At 66.5% G+C, this 17,461-nt stretch carries 14 protein-coding genes; 6 read left to right on the top strand and 8 right to left on the bottom strand.

From position 1 onward, the window contains the following. Positions 1-38: 38 nt before the first annotated feature. From F9Z44_RS13280 to bchF, 7 genes are read right to left on the bottom strand one after another with little or no spacing between them, the layout of a single operon-like run. Complete coding sequence (locus F9Z44_RS13280; protein ID WP_328793949.1) at positions 39-1,463, bottom strand: BCD family MFS transporter; 1,425 nt, start codon at positions 1,461-1,463, stop codon at positions 39-41. Further along, positions 1,460-2,173, bottom strand: coding sequence for a magnesium protoporphyrin IX methyltransferase (gene bchM / locus F9Z44_RS13285; RefSeq protein ID WP_159606876.1), 714 nt, complete (start codon positions 2,171-2,173; stop codon positions 1,460-1,462). Before bchM ends, F9Z44_RS13280 begins: the two co-directional genes overlap by 4 nt. 14 nt (positions 2,174-2,187) lie before the next feature. Beyond that, a complete protein-coding gene (bchL, locus tag F9Z44_RS13290) occupies positions 2,188-3,108 on the bottom strand; it encodes a ferredoxin:protochlorophyllide reductase (ATP-dependent) iron-sulfur ATP-binding protein (protein WP_159606878.1) in 921 nt (306 codons plus the stop codon). Next, a complete protein-coding gene (locus F9Z44_RS13295) occupies positions 3,105-6,896 on the bottom strand; it encodes a magnesium chelatase subunit H (RefSeq protein WP_236574124.1) in 3,792 nt (1,263 codons plus the stop codon). The genes bchL and F9Z44_RS13295 overlap by 4 nt, the downstream gene beginning before the upstream one ends. After that, positions 6,868-8,436 (bottom strand): ferredoxin:protochlorophyllide reductase (ATP-dependent) subunit B, encoded by a 1,569-nt coding sequence (bchB, locus tag F9Z44_RS13300; RefSeq protein WP_159606880.1) that lies wholly within the window; start codon positions 8,434-8,436, stop codon positions 6,868-6,870. The genes F9Z44_RS13295 and bchB overlap by 29 nt, the downstream gene beginning before the upstream one ends. A gap of 20 nt (positions 8,437-8,456) precedes the next feature. Beyond that, positions 8,457-9,743, bottom strand: a complete 1,287-nt coding sequence (locus F9Z44_RS13305) for a ferredoxin:protochlorophyllide reductase (ATP-dependent) subunit N (RefSeq protein ID WP_159606882.1) — start codon at positions 9,741-9,743, stop codon at positions 8,457-8,459. Further along, positions 9,740-10,240 carry a 2-vinyl bacteriochlorophyllide hydratase gene (gene bchF, locus F9Z44_RS13310; RefSeq protein ID WP_159606884.1) on the bottom strand — a complete coding sequence of 167 codons (501 nt, stop codon included), beginning with the start codon at positions 10,238-10,240 and terminating at the stop codon, positions 9,740-9,742. Before bchF ends, F9Z44_RS13305 begins: the two co-directional genes overlap by 4 nt. Positions 10,241-10,557: 317 nt before the next feature. Between bchF and F9Z44_RS13315 the strand changes: the two genes are divergently transcribed. The 6 genes from F9Z44_RS13315 (at position 10,558) to F9Z44_RS13340 (ending at position 17,043) form a co-directional block, all read left to right on the top strand. Next, positions 10,558-11,505: a cobalamin B12-binding domain-containing protein gene (locus F9Z44_RS13315; RefSeq protein WP_159606886.1), complete on the top strand. Its 948-nt coding sequence runs from the start codon at positions 10,558-10,560 to the stop codon at positions 11,503-11,505. A gap of 49 nt (positions 11,506-11,554) precedes the next feature. After that, a complete protein-coding gene (ppsR, locus tag F9Z44_RS13320) occupies positions 11,555-13,024 on the top strand; it encodes a transcriptional regulator PpsR (RefSeq protein WP_159606888.1) in 1,470 nt (489 codons plus the stop codon). Positions 13,025-13,272: 248 nt separating this feature from the next. Continuing rightward, positions 13,273-14,160, top strand: coding sequence for a chlorophyll synthase ChlG (gene chlG / locus F9Z44_RS13325; protein WP_159606890.1), 888 nt, complete (start codon positions 13,273-13,275; stop codon positions 14,158-14,160). After that, positions 14,157-15,533, top strand: coding sequence for a BCD family MFS transporter (locus F9Z44_RS13330; RefSeq protein ID WP_159606892.1), 1,377 nt, complete (start codon positions 14,157-14,159; stop codon positions 15,531-15,533). Before chlG ends, F9Z44_RS13330 begins: the two co-directional genes overlap by 4 nt. Further along, entirely contained in the window at positions 15,530-16,744 is a 1,215-nt protein-coding gene (locus F9Z44_RS13335; protein WP_159606894.1) for a geranylgeranyl diphosphate reductase, read from the top strand. Before F9Z44_RS13330 ends, F9Z44_RS13335 begins: the two co-directional genes overlap by 4 nt. Next, a complete protein-coding gene (locus tag F9Z44_RS13340; protein ID WP_236574125.1) occupies positions 16,741-17,043 on the top strand; it encodes a hypothetical protein in 303 nt (100 codons plus the stop codon). Before F9Z44_RS13335 ends, F9Z44_RS13340 begins: the two co-directional genes overlap by 4 nt. Here the strand turns inward: F9Z44_RS13340 and F9Z44_RS13345 are convergent. Beyond that, positions 17,027-17,317 (bottom strand): high-potential iron-sulfur protein, encoded by a 291-nt coding sequence (locus tag F9Z44_RS13345; RefSeq protein WP_328793950.1) that lies wholly within the window; start codon positions 17,315-17,317, stop codon positions 17,027-17,029. The genes F9Z44_RS13340 and F9Z44_RS13345 overlap by 17 nt on opposite strands. Positions 17,318-17,461: the final 144 nt, after the last annotated feature.

A 17,461-nucleotide genomic window follows, 5' to 3' on the forward strand; every position in this document is an offset into this window, starting at 1 on the left:
GCTCTGAGACTCGACTTCAACTCGACTTCAACTGGTGCTCAACCTGGCAACTCGGCCAGGCCAATGGGGCGGGGATGGGACGCGGCGGCCGGCGTGGAGCGGCGCACCAGGGGGCCCAGCGCGATGAGCACCGCGAAGAGCAGATAGATTTCCAGGTGGAACACGAAGCTGTAGCCCGTGACCGGCGAATTGAGGACTTCACCGAGCCAGCCGTGGGCGGCCAGGCTGGACACCACGTCGCGCAGCACGCCACCCAGGGCCATGGACAGGCCACCCGCCGTGGCCTGCACGGCACCCCAGGCACCCAGCACCAGGCCGGTGAGCTCACGCTCGGGCAAGGCCATGGCGGTTAGCAACATGCTCACCGAGAACAGGCCGCCCGAGAAGCCGATGAGCGCCGCGCCGAACTGGAACAGGTGGGCCGAGTTCAACGGGGCCGAGAAGATCACGCAGGCAAAGGCCGGCAGGCCGAGCAAGGCGCCGATGGCCGCCAGGCGGATGGTGTCCAGGCCGCGCGACATGAAGCGCGCCGACAGCACGAAGGCCAGCAAGGCACCGCCCGCGCTCATGGCAGTGAGCGAACTGGTGAGGCTCACGTTGAGCCCCAGCACCTGGCCGCCGTAAGGCTCCAGCACGATGTCCTGCATGTTGAACGCAACGGTGCCCAGGCCCACGGTCCACAGGAAGCGCTTGATCTTCGGGATCGCCATCAACCTTGCCCAGCTGCGCGAGAAGCCTTGCGCCTCGCGCGCACCGCGGCGGGCCTGGCGGGGTTCCTGTTTCCACAGCGAGGTGATGTTGAGCACGGCCACCAGCACCGCGGCACCCTGCACCACCTGCACCAGGCGCGTGGGCGTGAAGTCGATCAGCACAAAACCCAGCAGCGCGCTGCCCAGGATCATGCCCACCAGCAGCGTGCTGTAGAGCAAGGCCACCACGCGCGGGCGCTTGTCTTCGGGCGAGAGGTCGCTGGCCAGCGCCATGCCGGCGGTCTGGGTGATCTGCATGCCCGCGCCCACCAGCAGGAAGGCCAGGGCCGCGCCGATGCGCCCGGCCCACACGCTGGCGTCCGTCACGGTCAGCAGCAACAAGGCAAACGGCATGATGGCCAGCCCGCCGAACATGAGCAGCGTGCCGATCCACATGTAGGGCATGCGCTTCAAGCCCAGGGCCGAGGGATGCGTGTCGCTTCGGTAGCCGATGAGCGCGCGCAGCGGAGCGAACACCAGCGGCAGCGCCACCGACAGCGCCACCCACCAGGCCGGCACGTTCAGCTCAACGATCATCACGCGGTTGAGCGTGCCCACCAGCAAAGCGATGGTGATGCCGATGGAGGCCTGGAACAAAGACAGGCGCAGCAAGCGGCCCAGCGGCAGGTCGCTGGACGCCGCATCCGCAAACGGGGCGTACCGCCGGGTGATGTTCATCGCCCAGGCGGGGGAGAGCATCCGGCTCAGGTTCACCGCGTCCACTCCCAGGCTTGCGAGGTGTAGAAGCCGCCGGAGACGCGCTGGGTGCGGCCCTCGGTCCAGCCGCGGCTGCCGAGACCTTGCAGCAGCAAGGCGCGCAGTCGGGCTTGCGACACGGGGGTGAGCGCGGGCGAGCGGTCGCTGCGGGGGAAGAAGCGGCCCAGGCTGTGCGCCACGCTCAGCAGCGGGCTGCTGGGCGCGATGGTGAAGAGCACGCTGGCGCGCGTGCGTGCGGCCAGGCGCTGGATGGCGTGGGCGATGTCGGGCGTGTCGTAGTGGATCACCGAGTCCATGGCCACCACGTGGTCGAACTCGCCCAACGCATCGTCCAGCATGTCGCCCGAGAGGTAGGTGATGCTGCCGCCGCGCCCGTTGGGGGTGAGCGTGGCGTTGCGTTCGCGGCCCAGCTGCACCAGTGTGGGCGAGAGGTCGATGGCCACCACCTCTGCACCGCGCTGCATGGCCTCCAGGGCCAGCGCGCCAGTGCCGCAGCCGGCATCAAGCACGCGCAGGCCGCGCATGTCTTGTGGCAACCAGCCCAGCAGCGTGCCCCGCATCTCGTCGCGCCCGGCGCGCACCGAAGCGCGGATGCGCCCCACCGGCGCGGTGGAGGTGAGTCGCTCCCAGGCCTGGGCGGCGGTGCGATCGAAGTAGTTTTCGATCTCCGAGCGGCGCTCGATGTAGTTGGCGTTGGAGGTTTTCATGCAGGTGTCTCCACTCAGTCGAATCCGAGCAGATCGAAGATGTCGCGGTCCTTCATGGGCACGGCCGCCAGCGGCTCCACACCCAGCCAGAGCGAGGCGGCCAGGCGCATGTATTCCTTCTTTACCGCTTCGAGTTCGGGCGAGGTTTCCATCTCGAACAAGGTGCTCTTTTTCAAGCGGCTGCGGCGGATCACGTCCAGGTCGGGGAAGTGCGCAGCGAGCTTCAGACCGATCTGGTTGTTGTACTTGTCGATCTGGTCGGTGGCGGCGCTGCGGTTGGCGATCACACCGCCCAGGCGCACGTTGTAGTTCTTCGCCTTGGCGCCGATGGCCTGCACGATGCGGTTCATCGCGAAGATCGAATCGAAGTCGTTGGCGGTGACGATGAGTGCGCGGTCGGCGTGCTGCAGCGGCGCGGCAAAGCCACCACACACCACGTCGCCCAGCACGTCGAAGATCACCACGTCGGTGTCTTCGAGCAGGTGGTGTTCCTTCAGCAGCTTCACGGTCTGGCCGACCACATAGCCACCGCAGCCGGTGCCCGCGGGTGGGCCACCGGCCTCCACGCACATCACGCCGTTGTAGCCGGGGAACACAAAGTCCTCCACGCGCAGTTCCTCGGCGTGGAAGTCCACCGTCTCCAGCACGTCGATCACGGTGGGCAGCATCTTCTTGGTCAGGGTGAAGGTGCTGTCGTGCTTGGGGTCGCAGCCGATCTGCAGCACGCGTTTGCCCAGGTGGGAAAACGCGGCCGAGAGGTTGGAGCTCGTGGTGCTCTTGCCGATGCCGCCCTTGCCGTAGATGGCAAAGACCTTGGCATTGCCGATCTTGAGCGAGGGGTCGAGCTGGACCTGAAGGCTGCCCTCCCCGTCTTCACGGCTGGACCGTCCGGAGGCACGCCTCAGGTCGGTCAGGGGAACGCTGGTTTCCATCATGGGGTAGCTCCTTCAAAAACACCTTCGAGCCGGTCTTCGAGTTCTTCGCTGGCCTGACGCAGCGCAGCAAGCACCTCGGGATCGGGTTGCCAATATTGGCGATCGGAAGCTTCCAGCAGACGGTTGGCCACGCGGGCCGAGGCCGTGGGGTTGAGTCGTGCCAGCCGGTTGCGCATGTCGGGGTCGAGCATGAAGGTCTCGCTCAACTCCTTGTAGACCCAGGGCTGCACCTGGCCGGTGGTGGCCGACCAGCCCATGGTGTTGGTCACGTGCACCTCGATCTGGCGCACGCCCTCGTAGCCGCTTTCAAGCATGCCTTCGTACCACTTGGGGTTGAGCATGCGGGTGCGTGTCTCCAGCGCCACCTGTTCCTTCAAGCTGCGCACCGCGCCATCGCCCTTGGTCTGGTCGCCGATGTAGACCGGCGGCGTGACGCCACCGCGCGCCCGCTTCACCGCCTGGGTGATGCCGCCCAGCGTGTCGAAGTAGTTGTCCACCGTGGTCACGCCCAGCTCCACCGAATCGAGGTTCTGGTAGGTCAGCTGCACGTCGGCCAGCGCGCTTTGCAGCAGCGCCGTGTGTTGCACCGCCAGGCCCGTGCGGCCGTAGGCGAAGCCCTTGCGGCGGCTGTAGGTCTCGGCGATCTCGTCTCCCTGGTCCCAGCGGCCGCTCTCGACCAGGTTGTTGACGTTGGAGCCATAAGCGCCTTCGGCATTGCCGTAGACGCGCAGTGAAGCCGTCTCCAGCGTGCAACCGTGCTCCGCCTGGTAGGCCAGCGCGTGCTTGCGGATCCAGTTCTGCTCCACCGCTTCGTCGGCGGAGGCGGCCATCCAGGCGGCTTCGGCCAGCATGCGGATCTGCAGCGGCATGAGGTCGCGGAAGATGCCCGAGAGCGTGATCACCACGTCGATGCGCGGGCGGCCGAGTGTGGCCAGGGGAACGAGCGTGGCGCCTGCTATGCGGCCGTAGCTGTCAAAGCGCGGCAGCGCGCCCATGAGGGCCATGGCCTGGGCAATCGGTGCGCCCTCGTTCTTCAGGTTGTCGCTGCCCCACAGCACCATGGCCACCGACTCGGGCAGCGCGTTGGACTCCTGCATGTGGCGGTCGAGCAGGCGCTGCGCCTGTTCGGCGCCGTCTTTCACGGCAAAGGCGCTCGGAATGCGGAACGGATCAAAGCCATGCAGGTTGCGCCCGGTGGGCAGCACCTCGGGCGTGCGCAAGATGTCGCCGCCAGGCGCGGGGCGGATGTAGCGGCCGTCCAGCGCACACAGGATGGCGTCGACCTCGGTGTCTTTGGCGAGCATGCGGCCGGCATCGGCCAGACCGCGCATGGCCAGCAAGGTCGCATCGTCGTTTTGCATGTGGCCGGCCTTCATGGCCTGCTCCACGCTCAGGCCGTCGACCAGGGCACTCACCGAAGCGCGCGGTGGTCGCTGGCCTTCCCAGGCTTCGCTCATGGCCAGCAGCATGTCCACGCACTCGGCTTCGCTGGGTGCGCGGCCGGTCACATGCAGGCCGCAGGGAATCAGCGTGTATTCGAGTTCCAGCACCTGCTGCGCGAGCATGAAAACATGGCTGTCGGCATCACCGCCGGGCTCGGCGTTCCACACCGGTTCGATATCCACCAGATCGAGTGCCGCGGCCTGGGCCTGCAGCATCGCCACACACTCCACGCGTTCGCGCGAGGTGGGCTCCAGGCCGCGAAAGCGTTCGATGCCTTCCTTCAGATCGATCAGGCCCTTGTACAGACCGGCTTGGGCCACGGGCGGCGTGAGGTAGCTGATGAGCGTGGCGCCCGAGCGGCGCTTGGCGATCGCGCCTTCGCTGGGGTTGTTGGACGCGTAGAGGTAGATGTTGGGCAGGTCGCCGATGAGGCGATCGGGCCAGCAGCTGCCCGACATGCCGCTCTGTTTGCCGGGCATGAACTCGAGCGCGCCGTGGGTGCCGAAATGCAGCACGGCGTGGGCGTTGAAGTCTTCGCGCAGGTAGCGGTAGAAGGCCGAGAACGCGTGGGTGGGCGACAGGCCCTTTTCGAACAGCAGGCGCATCGGATCGCCTTCGTAACCGAACGAGGGTTGCACCGCCACCAGCACGTTGCCAAACTGCTTGCCGAGCACCAGGATGTCGCTGCCGTTGCTCAGCTGTTTGCCGGGAGCGGGACCCCACTGCGCCTCGATCTCGCTGAGCCAGCGCTCGCGCTTCACATGATCGTCGGCGCTGATGAGGGTGTGCACGTTGGCGTCGGCCCCGTGCAGCGCGGCGTTGCCCCGCAGCACGCCGTCGCGCAGCGCATCCACGCTCTCAGGCATGTCCACCGTATAACCCTGCGTCTTCATGGCGCTCAGGGTGTTGAACATCGACTCGAACACCGAGAGGTAGGCTGCGCTGCCGACGTTGCCGGCGTTGGGCGGGAAATTGAAGATGACCACGGCCACACGGCGCTTTGCGCGCTCGCTGCGGCGCAGGCTCACCAGGCGCGACACACGCGCAGCCAGCATCACGGCGCGCTCGGGGCACGACTGCATGTCCTGGGCGCTGTCGGTCTCTGTGAAGGTGCAGGCGTGGTGGCAGCCGGTGCAGGCCACGCCCACCGGTCCGGCACGGCCACCGAAGACGATGGGGCTGGTGGCGCCGTCGAGCTCGGGGATGGCGACCATGATGGTGCTCTCCACCGGCAGCAGGCCGCGCTCGGAGCCACCCCACTGCGCCAGGTTCTGGAACTCCACCGGGTGCGCCGCCACGTAGGGCACGTCGAGCCGGGCCAGGATGTCTTCGGCCGCCTTGGCGTCGTTGTAGGCCGGACCACCCACGAGCGAGAAGCCGGTGAGCGAGACCACGGCGTCGACGATGCAGCGGCCGTCCTGCATGAAGAAGGCGTCAATGGCCGGGCGCGCGTCGAGCCCGGCGGCGAACACCGGCACCACGCGCAGGCCACGCGCTTCCATCGCGGCAATGGCGCCGTCGTAGTGCGCCGAGTTGCCCGACAGAAGATAGGAGCGCAGCAACAGCACACCGACCGTGCCCACGGTGGGGCGCACCGCCGGCAGCGGCAAGGCGGCCACGTTGTCGGCCAGCCGGCCGGCCATGCGCGGGTGGTACACGCCGACCTCGGGGTATTCGATGGGTGGCTGCGCCTTGACCTGCGCGCGCAGGTTCTTGCGCTCGCCATCGGCGCCGCGGTTCACCACGTGGCGCACCAGGTTCAGGATGTTTTCGTCCGAGCCGCCCAACCAGTACTGCAGCGTCAAGAAGTACGCCCGCACGTCTTGCGCGGTGCCGGGCACAAAGCGCAGCAGCTGCGGAATGCGGCGCAGCATCTTCATTTGCGCGGCACCCCCGGTGGCGGCCTTTTCCTTGCTGCCGCGCAGCTTCTTGAGCATGGCCATGGGGCCGCTGGCGGGCTTGGCCATGTCGAAGTTGCCCAGGCGCGTGAGCTTGACCACTTCGGCGGCCGAGGCCATGCAGATCATGGCGTCGCATTGCTCGCGGCGCGCCTGCAGCGCAGGCAGGATGGGCAGGAAATGGTCTTCCATGAACAGCATGCCGGCCACGATGATGTCGGCGCGGTTGATGTCTTCAATGCAGCGTTCGATGGCAGCGTCGTTGCCCGCGTATTCGGACGCAGCGTGCAAGGTGAGCGTGAGCCCCGGGATCTCGTTTTTCAGGGTGCGCTGTGCGCGCTCGATCGCACCCGCCAGGTGCGTGTCCATGGTCACCACCACCAGACGCACGGGCAGCTGGGCGCCGGCCGTCGGGGTCTTAGCGCCCATAGTGAGCTTTGGCGTCATACAGCGTCTCCACGGTGATCAGGGACACCCCTCGGTCAATGGCAAAACGCTCGGTGTTGCGCTTGGCTTTTCCGCGAACGAAGAAGGGGATCTTTCGCAGTTCTTTTTCGGCGTCGAGGCCCCAGGTGGCCTCTTGCGGCGTGAGGGTCTCGTTGGCGGCAGCCTGCTCCACCGGCGCGACCGGCGCCACCACGGTCTTGGGCGTCACGGAACCGCCCAGGTGCGACGGCGCGGCGTCTTCGTGGAACTCGGCGTCACCTCGGAACATGCCGATCAGGTGTTCTTCCAGACCCATCATCAGCGGGTGCACCCAGGTGTCGAACAGCACGTTGGCGCCTTCAAAACCCATCTGCGGCGAGTAGCGCGCGGGGAAGTCCTGCACGTGCACGGGGGCCGAGATCACCGCGCAGGGCACACCCAGGCGCTTGGCGATGTGGCGCTCCATCTGCGAGCCCAGCACCAGCTCGGGCTGCAGCTCGGCGATGCGGGCTTCCACTTCGAGGTAGTCGTCGCTGATGAGCGCGTCCACGCCATACAGCGCTGCGGCTTCGCGCACCTCGCGGGCGAACTCGCGGCTGTAGGTGCCCAGGCCGACCACGGTGAAACCCATCTCTTGCGCCGCAATGCGCGCGGCGGCGACCACATGGGTCGCGTCACCGAACACAAACACGCGTTTGCTCGTGAGGTAGGTGGAATCGACCGATTTCGCGTACCAGGGCGCGCGCGCGTCGGCGTTGGCCAGAACATGGATCGGATCCACACCAGCCAGTTCAGCGACTTCGTTGATGAAGTCTCGCGTGGCGCCCGAGCCGATGGGCACGGTGCGGGTGGAGGGTTGGCCAAACGTGCGCTTGAGCCAGCCGGCCGCCACGTTGGCGATCTCGGGGTAGAGCACGACATTGAAGTCGGCGTCGCCCAGGCGGGCCATGTCGGCGGGTGAGGCGCCCAGGGGTGCGGTCACGTTGATGTCCACGCCCATCTCGCGCAGCAGGCCGGTGATCTCGCGCAGGTCGTCGCGGTGGCGAAAGCCCAGTGCGGCCGGGCCGAGGATGTTGCAACGGGCGCGCTGGCCGGCTTCGCGCGGGGCGCGTTTGACGCTGGTGTCGGCCAGGTTGCGCACCATCTGGTAGAAGGTTTCCGAGGCGCCCCAGTTTTCCTTGCGCTGGTACGACGGCAGCTCCAGCGCCACCACCGGCACCGGCAGATCCAGGGCCTTGCACAGGCCACCCGGGTCGTCCTGGATCAGTTCGGCGGTGCACGAAGAGCCGACCATCATGGCCTGCGGCTTGAAGCGTGCGTAGGCCTCGCGCGCCGCGTTCTTGAACAGCTCGGCGGTGTCGCCACCCAGGTCGCGCGCCTGGAAGGTGGTGTAGGTCACCGGCGGGCGCTTGGCGTTGCGCTCGATCATGGTGAACAGCAAATCCGCGTAGGTGTCGCCCTGCGGCGCGTGCAGCACGTAGTGCACGTCCTTCATCGCGGTGGCGATGCGCATCGCACCCACGTGGGGCGGTCCTTCGTAGGTCCAGAGCGTGAGTTGCATGTGAGGGTGCCGTTGAAGGATCAGGCGGCCAGGCGCAGGCGGCGCACCAGCGGGCGGCTGAACAGTTCGGCCAGATCGGCCGCCTGCTCGAAGCCCTGGATGGGGGTGAACACCAGTTCGATCGCCCACTTCGTGGTCAGGCCCTCGGCCTCCAGCGGGTTGGCCAGACCCAGGCCACAGACCACGATGTCGGGCTGGGCGGCGCGGCAGCGGTCGAGCTGGTTTTCCACGTGCTGGCCTTCGCTCAAAAACGTGTTCTCGGGCAGCAGGGCCAGTTCTTCGGCCATGTGCTGGCGGTGCAAATACGGCGTGCCGACTTCGGCAAGCAGCATGCCGAGTTCGCGCGATAGGAAACGCGCCAGCGGAATCTCAAGCTGCGAATCGGGAAAGAAAAAGATGCTCTTGCCGGCGAGCTGTGTGCGCTGGCGGGCCACGGCGGTCGTGGCGCGGTCGCGGGCCGGGGCTATGGCCCCCTCAAACGTCGCGGCGTCCACGCCGAAGGCGGAAGCCGCCGCCTGCAACCAGGCGGTGGTGCCTTCCACGCCCAGCGGAAACGGTGCCGGAAGCCGCGTGGCGCCACGGGCTTCCAAGGCCACCGCCGTGTCGGCCAGGAAGGGCTGGGCCAGCAAAAACACGGTGTTCGGACCCACCGTGGGCATCTCGTTGGCCTGGCGCGGCGGGAAAAACTGCACCGGGCCGATGCCCAGTTGTTTGAACAGCCGGGCGAACTGGTCTTCGACCACGTCGGCCAGCGCCCCCACCACCATCAGCGCAGCCGGCGCGTGGGCGGCTGCGGGTGGCAACACCGGCACCAGTGAGGCCAGGCAGGCGTCTTCGCCCTGGGTGAAGGTGGTCTCGATGCCGCTGCCGGAGTAATTGAGCACGCGCACATCGGGCGAGAAGCGGCTAGAGAGGCGCGAGGCGGCGCGCGACAGATCCAGCTTGATGACCTCCGACGGGCAGGAGCCCACCAGGAACAGCAGCTTGATCTCAGGGCGGCGCTCGATCAGGCGGGTGACGACCCTGTCGAGCTCTTCGTTGCAATCGGCCAGGCCGGCCAGATCGCGCTCGTCGATGATGGCGGTGGCAAACCGCGGCTCGGCAAAGATCATCACACCGGCCGCACTTTGGATAAGGTGCGCGCAGGTGCGCGAACCGACCACGAGGAAAAAGGCGTCCTGGATCTTGCGGTGCAGCCAGATGATGCCAGTGAGGCCGCAGAACACCTCACGCTGGCCCCGCTCCTTGAGCACGGGCGCATCTGCACAGCCTTTGGACACCGACTGAATAGGGAACACGGCGCTCATGCGTGCACCGCCACGATGCCCGCATGGCCCTGGAGCCGCGCCATGCGCAGCTTGTAGATGAACTGCCCAGCGTTGACCACGTAAGCGGCGTAGGCGGCGAGCGCCAGCCACATCAGGCCACGGGCATCCAGCGCGCCGGTCAGCAGCGCCAGCAGATACGCCGTGTGCAGGGCCAGCACCAGCATGCTGAACACGTCTTCCCAATAGAACGCCGGCGCAAACAGGTAGCGGCCGAAGACCACCTTCTCCCAGATGCATCCCGTGACCATGATGGTGTAGAGCGCCAGTGTCTTGATGACCACCGACACAGTGGCGGCACTTTGTCCTTCACCGGTGGCCAGAAATCGCAACACCAGCCCCAGGCTGACCAGAAACACCAGGAACTGCACCGGCGCCAGGATGCCCTGCACCAGCGTCCACACCGTGGCGTCTCGCCGCACCCGCTCTTCGGGCGTGTACAGAGGGCGACTGGCGGGCCGCTGGCGTTCGGGGTGCATCTGGTGTGTCTCCATGGATAGCGCTTGGATCCAATTTAGATGCTCCATCCATTTGTGTCAACTTAAATTGACGTATTTATTAATTGACACCTACAGCTGGCCCCGGTACAGTTTTTTGGACAGAAAATCGAAATGTTTTGACGCGCAAGGTTGACAGCAGTACAACGCTTTCCAAGCGCCGGGCGGCGGGTCGAAGGGTCGACTCGCCGGACTCCGACGGGATACCGCCCGACCACTTCTGATCTCGTAAGAAAGCCTCGGCAAGCACCGCGGCACCTGCGTATCGGCACAACGCAAGCGCACCAGGAGACAGACACATGGGTTCGTATTCCAGGCAAACGTCGGCCCAAGAGACAGAGCTCTTTGGCACGCCACCCCTTGACGGCTGGGCCGAATCCGTCTGCGGCCCCGCCGGCACGCCGGGTATCGACGATCTCCTGCGCATGGACCCGCCCGAAGCCTCCAACGACGATGGACTGCGCTCTGTGCTGCTGGCCAAGGCGGTGGAGTACGAAATCATCCCCCGGCTGATGCTGGCGCATCGGGTGGCCAGGGACGGAGCGGCGCACCCGGTCTCGCTGGGCGAGCACGTGGCACGGGAAGATGTGATCCCGTTCGCCGAAATGGTGCTTCACGACGACGACGCAGCCTTGCGCGGGTTCATCGCCGCGCTGCGCGATCGGGGCGTGCCCATTGAATCCGTGTTCCTGGACCTGCTGGCACCGGTGGCGCGTTATCTGGGGGAACTCTGGGAACGCGACCTGTGCAGCTTCACCGAGGTCACCGTGGGTCTGGGGCGCCTGCAGCAACTGCTGCGGGAAAACAGCGCTGCCTTCGCCCAGTTCACCAGCGAAGCAACCAGCGACAAGGCCCGGCGGGTGCTGCTGATGCCCTGCCCGGGCGAGCAGCACACCTTTGGCTTGTCACTGGTTGGCGAGTTCTTTCACCGTGCGGGCTGGGAGGTGGTCACCAGTTTCGTGGCCACCGATGGCGCGCCCGGCATGGTGCAGAAAGACTGGTTTGATGTGGTCGGTTTTTCGCTCGGATGCGAGACCGGTATCGAGCGGCTGGGCGAAACCATGGAGCAGGTTCGACGCAAGAGCCTCAACCCCGGCATCTCTATAATTGCAGGCGGTGCAATCTTTGGTTTGCACCCGGAGTTCGGCAACAGGCTCACCGCCGACGCCATCATCACCGATGGCCCTGCTGCACCGGCGCTGGCTGCAAAGCTGCTGGCCGACAGCAAAGCGCGAAGTCAGGTTTGAAGCGCCGTTCACCACCATAGTGATTTTGCTAGGACCACGAAAGCTCAACATGCCGCAGGCGTCACAAGCCTATGTCCACAAGCCGTTTGAGAAGGCTGGCCAGTTCCTCGACGGCCTGGATGCAGATGCCGCCGCGGAGCTTGTCACGGCGTCCGCCGACGTGGTTCTCATTCTGGACACTGACGGTGTGATCCGGGACATGGCGCTCATCGGCAAAGACATGATGGGCCTGGGCTGCCAGGAGTGGATCGGAAAACCCTGGATCCAGACCGTCACGGTCGAGAGCAAACCCAAGATCGAGGACCTGCTCGGCCATCCCGACAAGCAAGGTGCGGACAACATCCGCTGGCGCCATGTGAACCACCCCATGACCGACCGGGCTGACCTGCCGTTGTCCTACTCGGTGGTGCAGGTTCATCGCAAGGTCAAAGGCAAGACCGATCAGGTCTCGCACACCGTGGCCTTTGGCCGCGACCTGCGCGGTCAGGTGGCGCTGCAACAGCGCCTGGTCACGGCCCAGCAATCCATGGAACGCGACTACTGGCGGCTGCGCCAGGTGGAAACGCGTTACCGCCTGCTGTTCCAGATGGCCTCGGAGCCGGTGCTCATCCTCGAAGGCTCGGTCGACAAGCTTGAAGAAGCCAATCCCGCCGCTCACGAGCTGTTTGGCGAGCCATCCCGCCTGCCGGGCTGGACCCTGCTCAGCAGTCTGGACGTGCCCAGCCAGGCGGCCGTGCGCGACATGCTGGACCGCCTGCGCTCCAGTGGCCGGGCCGACCCCTGCACCATCCGCCTGATCGACTCCACCCAGGACATGGTGGTGGCGGCCTCCCAGTTCCGCCAGGAAAACACCCTGCATTTCCTGCTGCGCTTCACCCGCCCGATGGACTCGGTGGCGCCGAGCCTCTCAGCCAGCAAGCGCCAGTTGCTCCAGGTAATGGAGAGCGCGCCCGATGCGCTGGTCGTCACCGATCTCGACGGCCGCATCCTGAGTGCCAACCGTGCATTCCTCGACCTCGGCCAGCTGGCCAGCGAGGACCAGGCCCGCGGCGAAGTGCTCGAGAAATGGCTGGGTCGCACCGGGGTCGATTTCCGGGTGCTGCTCACGAACTTGCGCCAGCACGGCAGCGTGCGCCTGTTTGCCACCCTGATGCGCGGCGAATACGGCTCCACCTCCGAAGTGGAAATTTCCGCCGTGGCGGTGAACGCGGGCTCGCAGCGCTGCCTGGGTTTCACCATCCGCGACGTGGGCCGCCGGCTGGGCATCGAGACCCGCGCCAGCAAGGAACTGCCCCGCTCGGCCAGCCAGATGACCGAGCTGGTCGGCCGGCTCCCGCTCAAGGACATCGTGCGCGAAACCACCGACCTGATCGAGCAGCTGTGCATTGAGGCTGCCCTGGAGCTCACCGGCGACAACCGCGCCTCGGCCGCTGAAATGCTCGGCCTCTCCCGCCAGAGCCTCTACATCAAGCTGCGCCGCTTCGGCATTCTTGAAGGTGTGAGCGAAGACACTCATTGACAGGGGACACCCCCCGCGCCGCTTTGCGGCTCCCCCCTCTCTCGCCTGCGGCGGGAGGGGGGCGGCAGCTGGGACCGGCGGAGCCGGATCCGCGCTGCCCCTGGTCAAGACCAGCCTTTCTCCGGCTGGTTTTTTTTCGTCTGGACGGCTGTGGTTCCAACCCATGTTCACCCGGGTTTTCCCTTGATTTACACTTGTAGTGTCATTTTTCTTTGACACTTTTTGATGGTGGGGGTACAACCTTTTTCATGCAACTCCCTGCCCTGTCGGCTGTCACCGAGCTGTTCAAACCCATCACCTGGTTTCCGCCGATGTGGGCTTTTGCCTGCGGTGTGGTGGCCTCGGGTGTCTCCATGGACGGTCGCTGGTTGATGGCGGTGGTGGGGGTGGCGCTGGCGGGGCCGCTGGTGTGCGCCACCAGCCAGGCCGTGAACGACTGGTACGACCGCCACGTGGACGCCATCAACGAGCCGCAGCGACCGATTCCCTCGGGGCGCATTCCTGGCCACTGGGGTCTGTACCTGGCGATTGCCTGGACGCTGGTGTCGCTGGCTGTGGCCACAGCGCTCGGCCCCTGGGGTTTTGGTGCGGCAGCGCTCGGCCTGTTGCTCGCCTGGGCCTACAGCGCGCCCCCGGTGCGGTTGAAGGAAAACGGCTGGTGGGGCAATGCGGCTTGTGGCATCAGCTACGAGGGCATTGCCTGGATCACCGGCGCGGCCGTGATGGCCGGTGGTGCCATGCCCGGCGGTGAATCGCTGGTGCTGGCCGCGCTCTACAGCGCCGGCACCCACGGCATCATGACGCTCAACGACTTCAAGGCGGTGGCCGGTGACCGCCAGATGGGCGTGCGCTCGCTGCCGGTGCAGCTGGGTGTGAAGCGAGCCGCGCGCGTCGCTTGCTGGTTCATGGCGGTGCCGCAGGTGGTCGTGATTGCCTTGCTGGTGGCCTGGGGCCAGCCCTGGCATGCGGCAGGCGTGACCGGCCTGCTGCTGGCGCAGGGCGCGATGATGCGCCACTTCCTGGCCGACCCGACCCCCCGTGCACTCTGGTACAGCGGCTTCGGCGTGCCGCTGTTCGTGTCGGGAATGATGGTCAGCGCGTTCGCGCTGCGGGGCATGGCGGGAGCGGGCGCATGACACCGTTTGGCTGGGGCAGCATCGCACGCCTCGGCCTGGTGCAGATGGCGTTGGGAGCCATCGTGGTGCTGACCACGTCCACGCTCAACCGCGTGATGGTGGTGGAGCTGGCCCTGCCGGCCTTGCTGCCGGGCATGCTGGTCGCCCTGCACTACCTGGTCCAGATCGCACGTCCACGCATGGGCCACGGCTCCGACGTGGGCGGGCGCCGCACACCCTGGATCGTGGGGGGCATGGCGGTGCTGGGCATCGGCGGTGTGGTCGCCGCCGCAGCCACAGTGTGGATGGCCACCGACAGACCTGCCGGCATTGCACTGGCGATGCTGGGCTTTGCCCTTGTGGGACTCGGCGTGAGCGCCAGCGGCACGTCTCTGCTCGTGATGCTGGCCAAGCGGGTGCCTGAAACCCGTCGCGCTGGCGCCGCCACGCTGGTCTGGATGATGATGATCGCCGGCTTCGCACTCACCGCCGGCCTGGCGGGTCACCTTCTGGAGCCCTATTCGCCCGAGCGCCTGCTGGCCGTGACGGCCGGCGTGTCGCTGATCGCCTTCGCGCTCACGCTCGTGGCACTGCGCGGGCTCGAAGGCACCGAAGTCCGCTACGAAACGCAGCACCCGGACGACAAGCCTGGCTTCAGGGAAGCACTCGCCCAGGTGTGGAGCGAGCCTGTGGCGCGGCGCTTCACCGTCTTCGTGTTCGTCTCGATGCTGGCCTACAGCGCGCAAGACCTGATCCTGGAGCCGTTTGCCGGCACGGTGTTCGGCTACACGCCGGGCGCCTCCACCCAGCTCTCGGGCGTGCAACACGGCGGCGTGCTGGCGGGCATGCTGCTGGTGGCGTTCTCGGGCGCGCTGGCGGCCCGCTTCCCCTGGCACCCGGTGCTGGGGCGCATCGGCTCGCTGCGCGGCTGGACCATCGGCGGATGCATTGCCTCCGCCCTAGCGCTGCTGGGTCTCACGCTCGCGGGCCTGCAGGGCGAGGGCTCGCCGCTGAAGGCCACGGTGTTTGCGCTGGGCGTGGCCAACGGCGCGTTCTCCATCGGTGCCATCGGATCGATGATGCGACTCGCCAGCGAGGGACGCCAGTCGCGCGAAGGCGTTCGCATGGGCCTGTGGGGCGCCGCGCAGGCCGTGGCGTTTGGCCTGGGCGGCCTGGTGGGCACCGGTGCGAGCGATCTGGCGCACTGGCTCATCGCCACCCCCGGCTCGGCCTACGCCACGGTGTTCGCACTTGAAGGCCTGGTCTTCCTGATCTCGGCCGCACTGGCCTGGCGCATCTCGGCGCCAGCGCCCAGCAGCCCAGCGCGAGCAACGCCTTTCTCCAACGCCGGTGACGCATTCGCCGTCGGCACCAACCACAGGCAACTGTCATGAACACAGACGAAATCTTCGACGTGGTGGTGATCGGTGGCGGCCCTGCCGGTGCCACAGCCGCCCACGAGCTGGCCCGCCAGGGCCGATCCGTGTTGTTGCTCGACCGGGCCGGACGCATCAAACCGTGTGGTGGCGCCATACCACCGCGCCTGATCAAGGACTTCAACATCCCCGATGAATTGCTGGTGGCCAAGGCCCAGTGCGCGCGCATGATCGCGCCCTCCAACAAACACGTCGACATCCCGATCGACAACGGCTTTGTGGGCATGGTCAACCGAGAGTCGTTTGACGAATGGCTGCGCGCCCGCGCCCAGACTGCAGGCGCAGTGCGGCGCACCGGCGTCTTTGAAAAACTCAGCCGCGATGCGGACGGCACGAGCATCGTTCACTACTCGGCACGCGAGCGCCACCAGCGTGGCGATGGCACACCAGCGCAGGTGCGCGCCCGTGTCATCGTGGGGGCCGATGGCGCAAAGTCGCAGGTGGCCCGCCAGGGCGCTGTGCCTGGCGTGGAGGACACGCAGTACGTGTTCGCGTACCACGAGATCGTGCGCGCACCCACGCAAGAAGCCCGACCCGCGGAATACGACGGCACGCGCTGCGATGTGTACTACCAGGGCCGCTTCTCCCCCGACTTTTACGGCTGGGTCTTCCCGCACGGCGACACCATGAGCATCGGCACCGGCAGCGCCGACAAGGGGTTTTCGCTGCGTGGCTCGGTGCAAAAAATGCGCGAGGCCAGTGGACTGTCCGGCCTTGAAACGCTCCGCCGCGAAGGCGCACCGCTGCCCATGAAGCCGCTGCGCCGCTGGGACAACGGCCGCGACGTGGTGCTGGCTGGTGACGCCGCCGGTGTGGTGGCGCCGGCCTCGGGCGAAGGCATCTACTACGCCATGCTCGGTGGTGAACTCGCCGCCCAAGCCGCGCATGAGATGCTGGCCACTGGCGATGTGCGTGCGCTCAAGCTGGCCCGCAAGCGCTTCATGAAACTGCACGGCACTGTGTTCACGGTGCTCGGCATCATGCAGTGGTTCTGGTATGTCAATGAAAAGCGCCGCGAGCGCTTCGTGAAGATCTGCGAAGACCGCGACGTGCAGCAACTCACTTTCGAGTCCTACATGAACAAGCAGCTCACGCGCAAGAAACCCATGGCGCATGTGCGCATCTTCTTGAAAGACGTGAGTCACCTGCTGGGCTTCGCGCGGGTGTGACGGACATCTGGCCGATCCGCTGGTTGCTGGACGCGGTGATCGTGTTCACCGTGCTGGAGGGGCTGGGACTGTGGCTGTTCCACCGCCTCACGGGCCAGGGGCTGGCGCCGGGTGACTACGCCTTGAACATGCTCTCGGGCCTGTGCCTGATGCTGGCCGTGCGTGCGGCCGTGAGCGATGCACCCTGGCCCTGGATCGCCGTGTGCCTGAGCGCATCAGGCCTGGCACACGGCTGGGACATGCGCAGGCGCTGGCAGCGCCAGCGCTCTCCCGCCTCGGGAATCAGCCTGCCTTCTTGACGTAGGCGCTGCACCAGCCTTTGCTGGAGACCAGCTTGCCGGGGAAGATGGCGCAAGGCCCGGCCGGATCGGCGGGCTTGCCGGCATACACCTGACAGTTGCCACACATCTGGGCGGCGGCGTGCTTGGGAAACTTCTTGTCATCGACCTTGGTGGTGTCGGCCACATAACCGAGCGACACGGCCTGCGGGTCCTTCTCGCCGACCATGGCGGCCTGCGACCGGGCAGCGGAAGCCGCCATGAGCGCGGTGCCACCAGCCGCGACCTGAAGCATGAAAACTCGACGATTGGAACCGTTCATTTGTCACCTCGTGGGGGATTGCAAAATTGCGATTTCATACTACGCCTGGCGGACTTAACGAGGGCTTACGACCCGAACGCTTGAGCGCGGCAATGGCCCATTGCCGCGCGAGGTCTT

Origin of the sequence: Hydrogenophaga sp. PBL-H3 (assembly GCF_010104355.1) — a bacterium.
In the GTDB taxonomy this organism is placed as follows: Bacteria; Pseudomonadota; Gammaproteobacteria; order Burkholderiales; family Burkholderiaceae_C; genus Hydrogenophaga.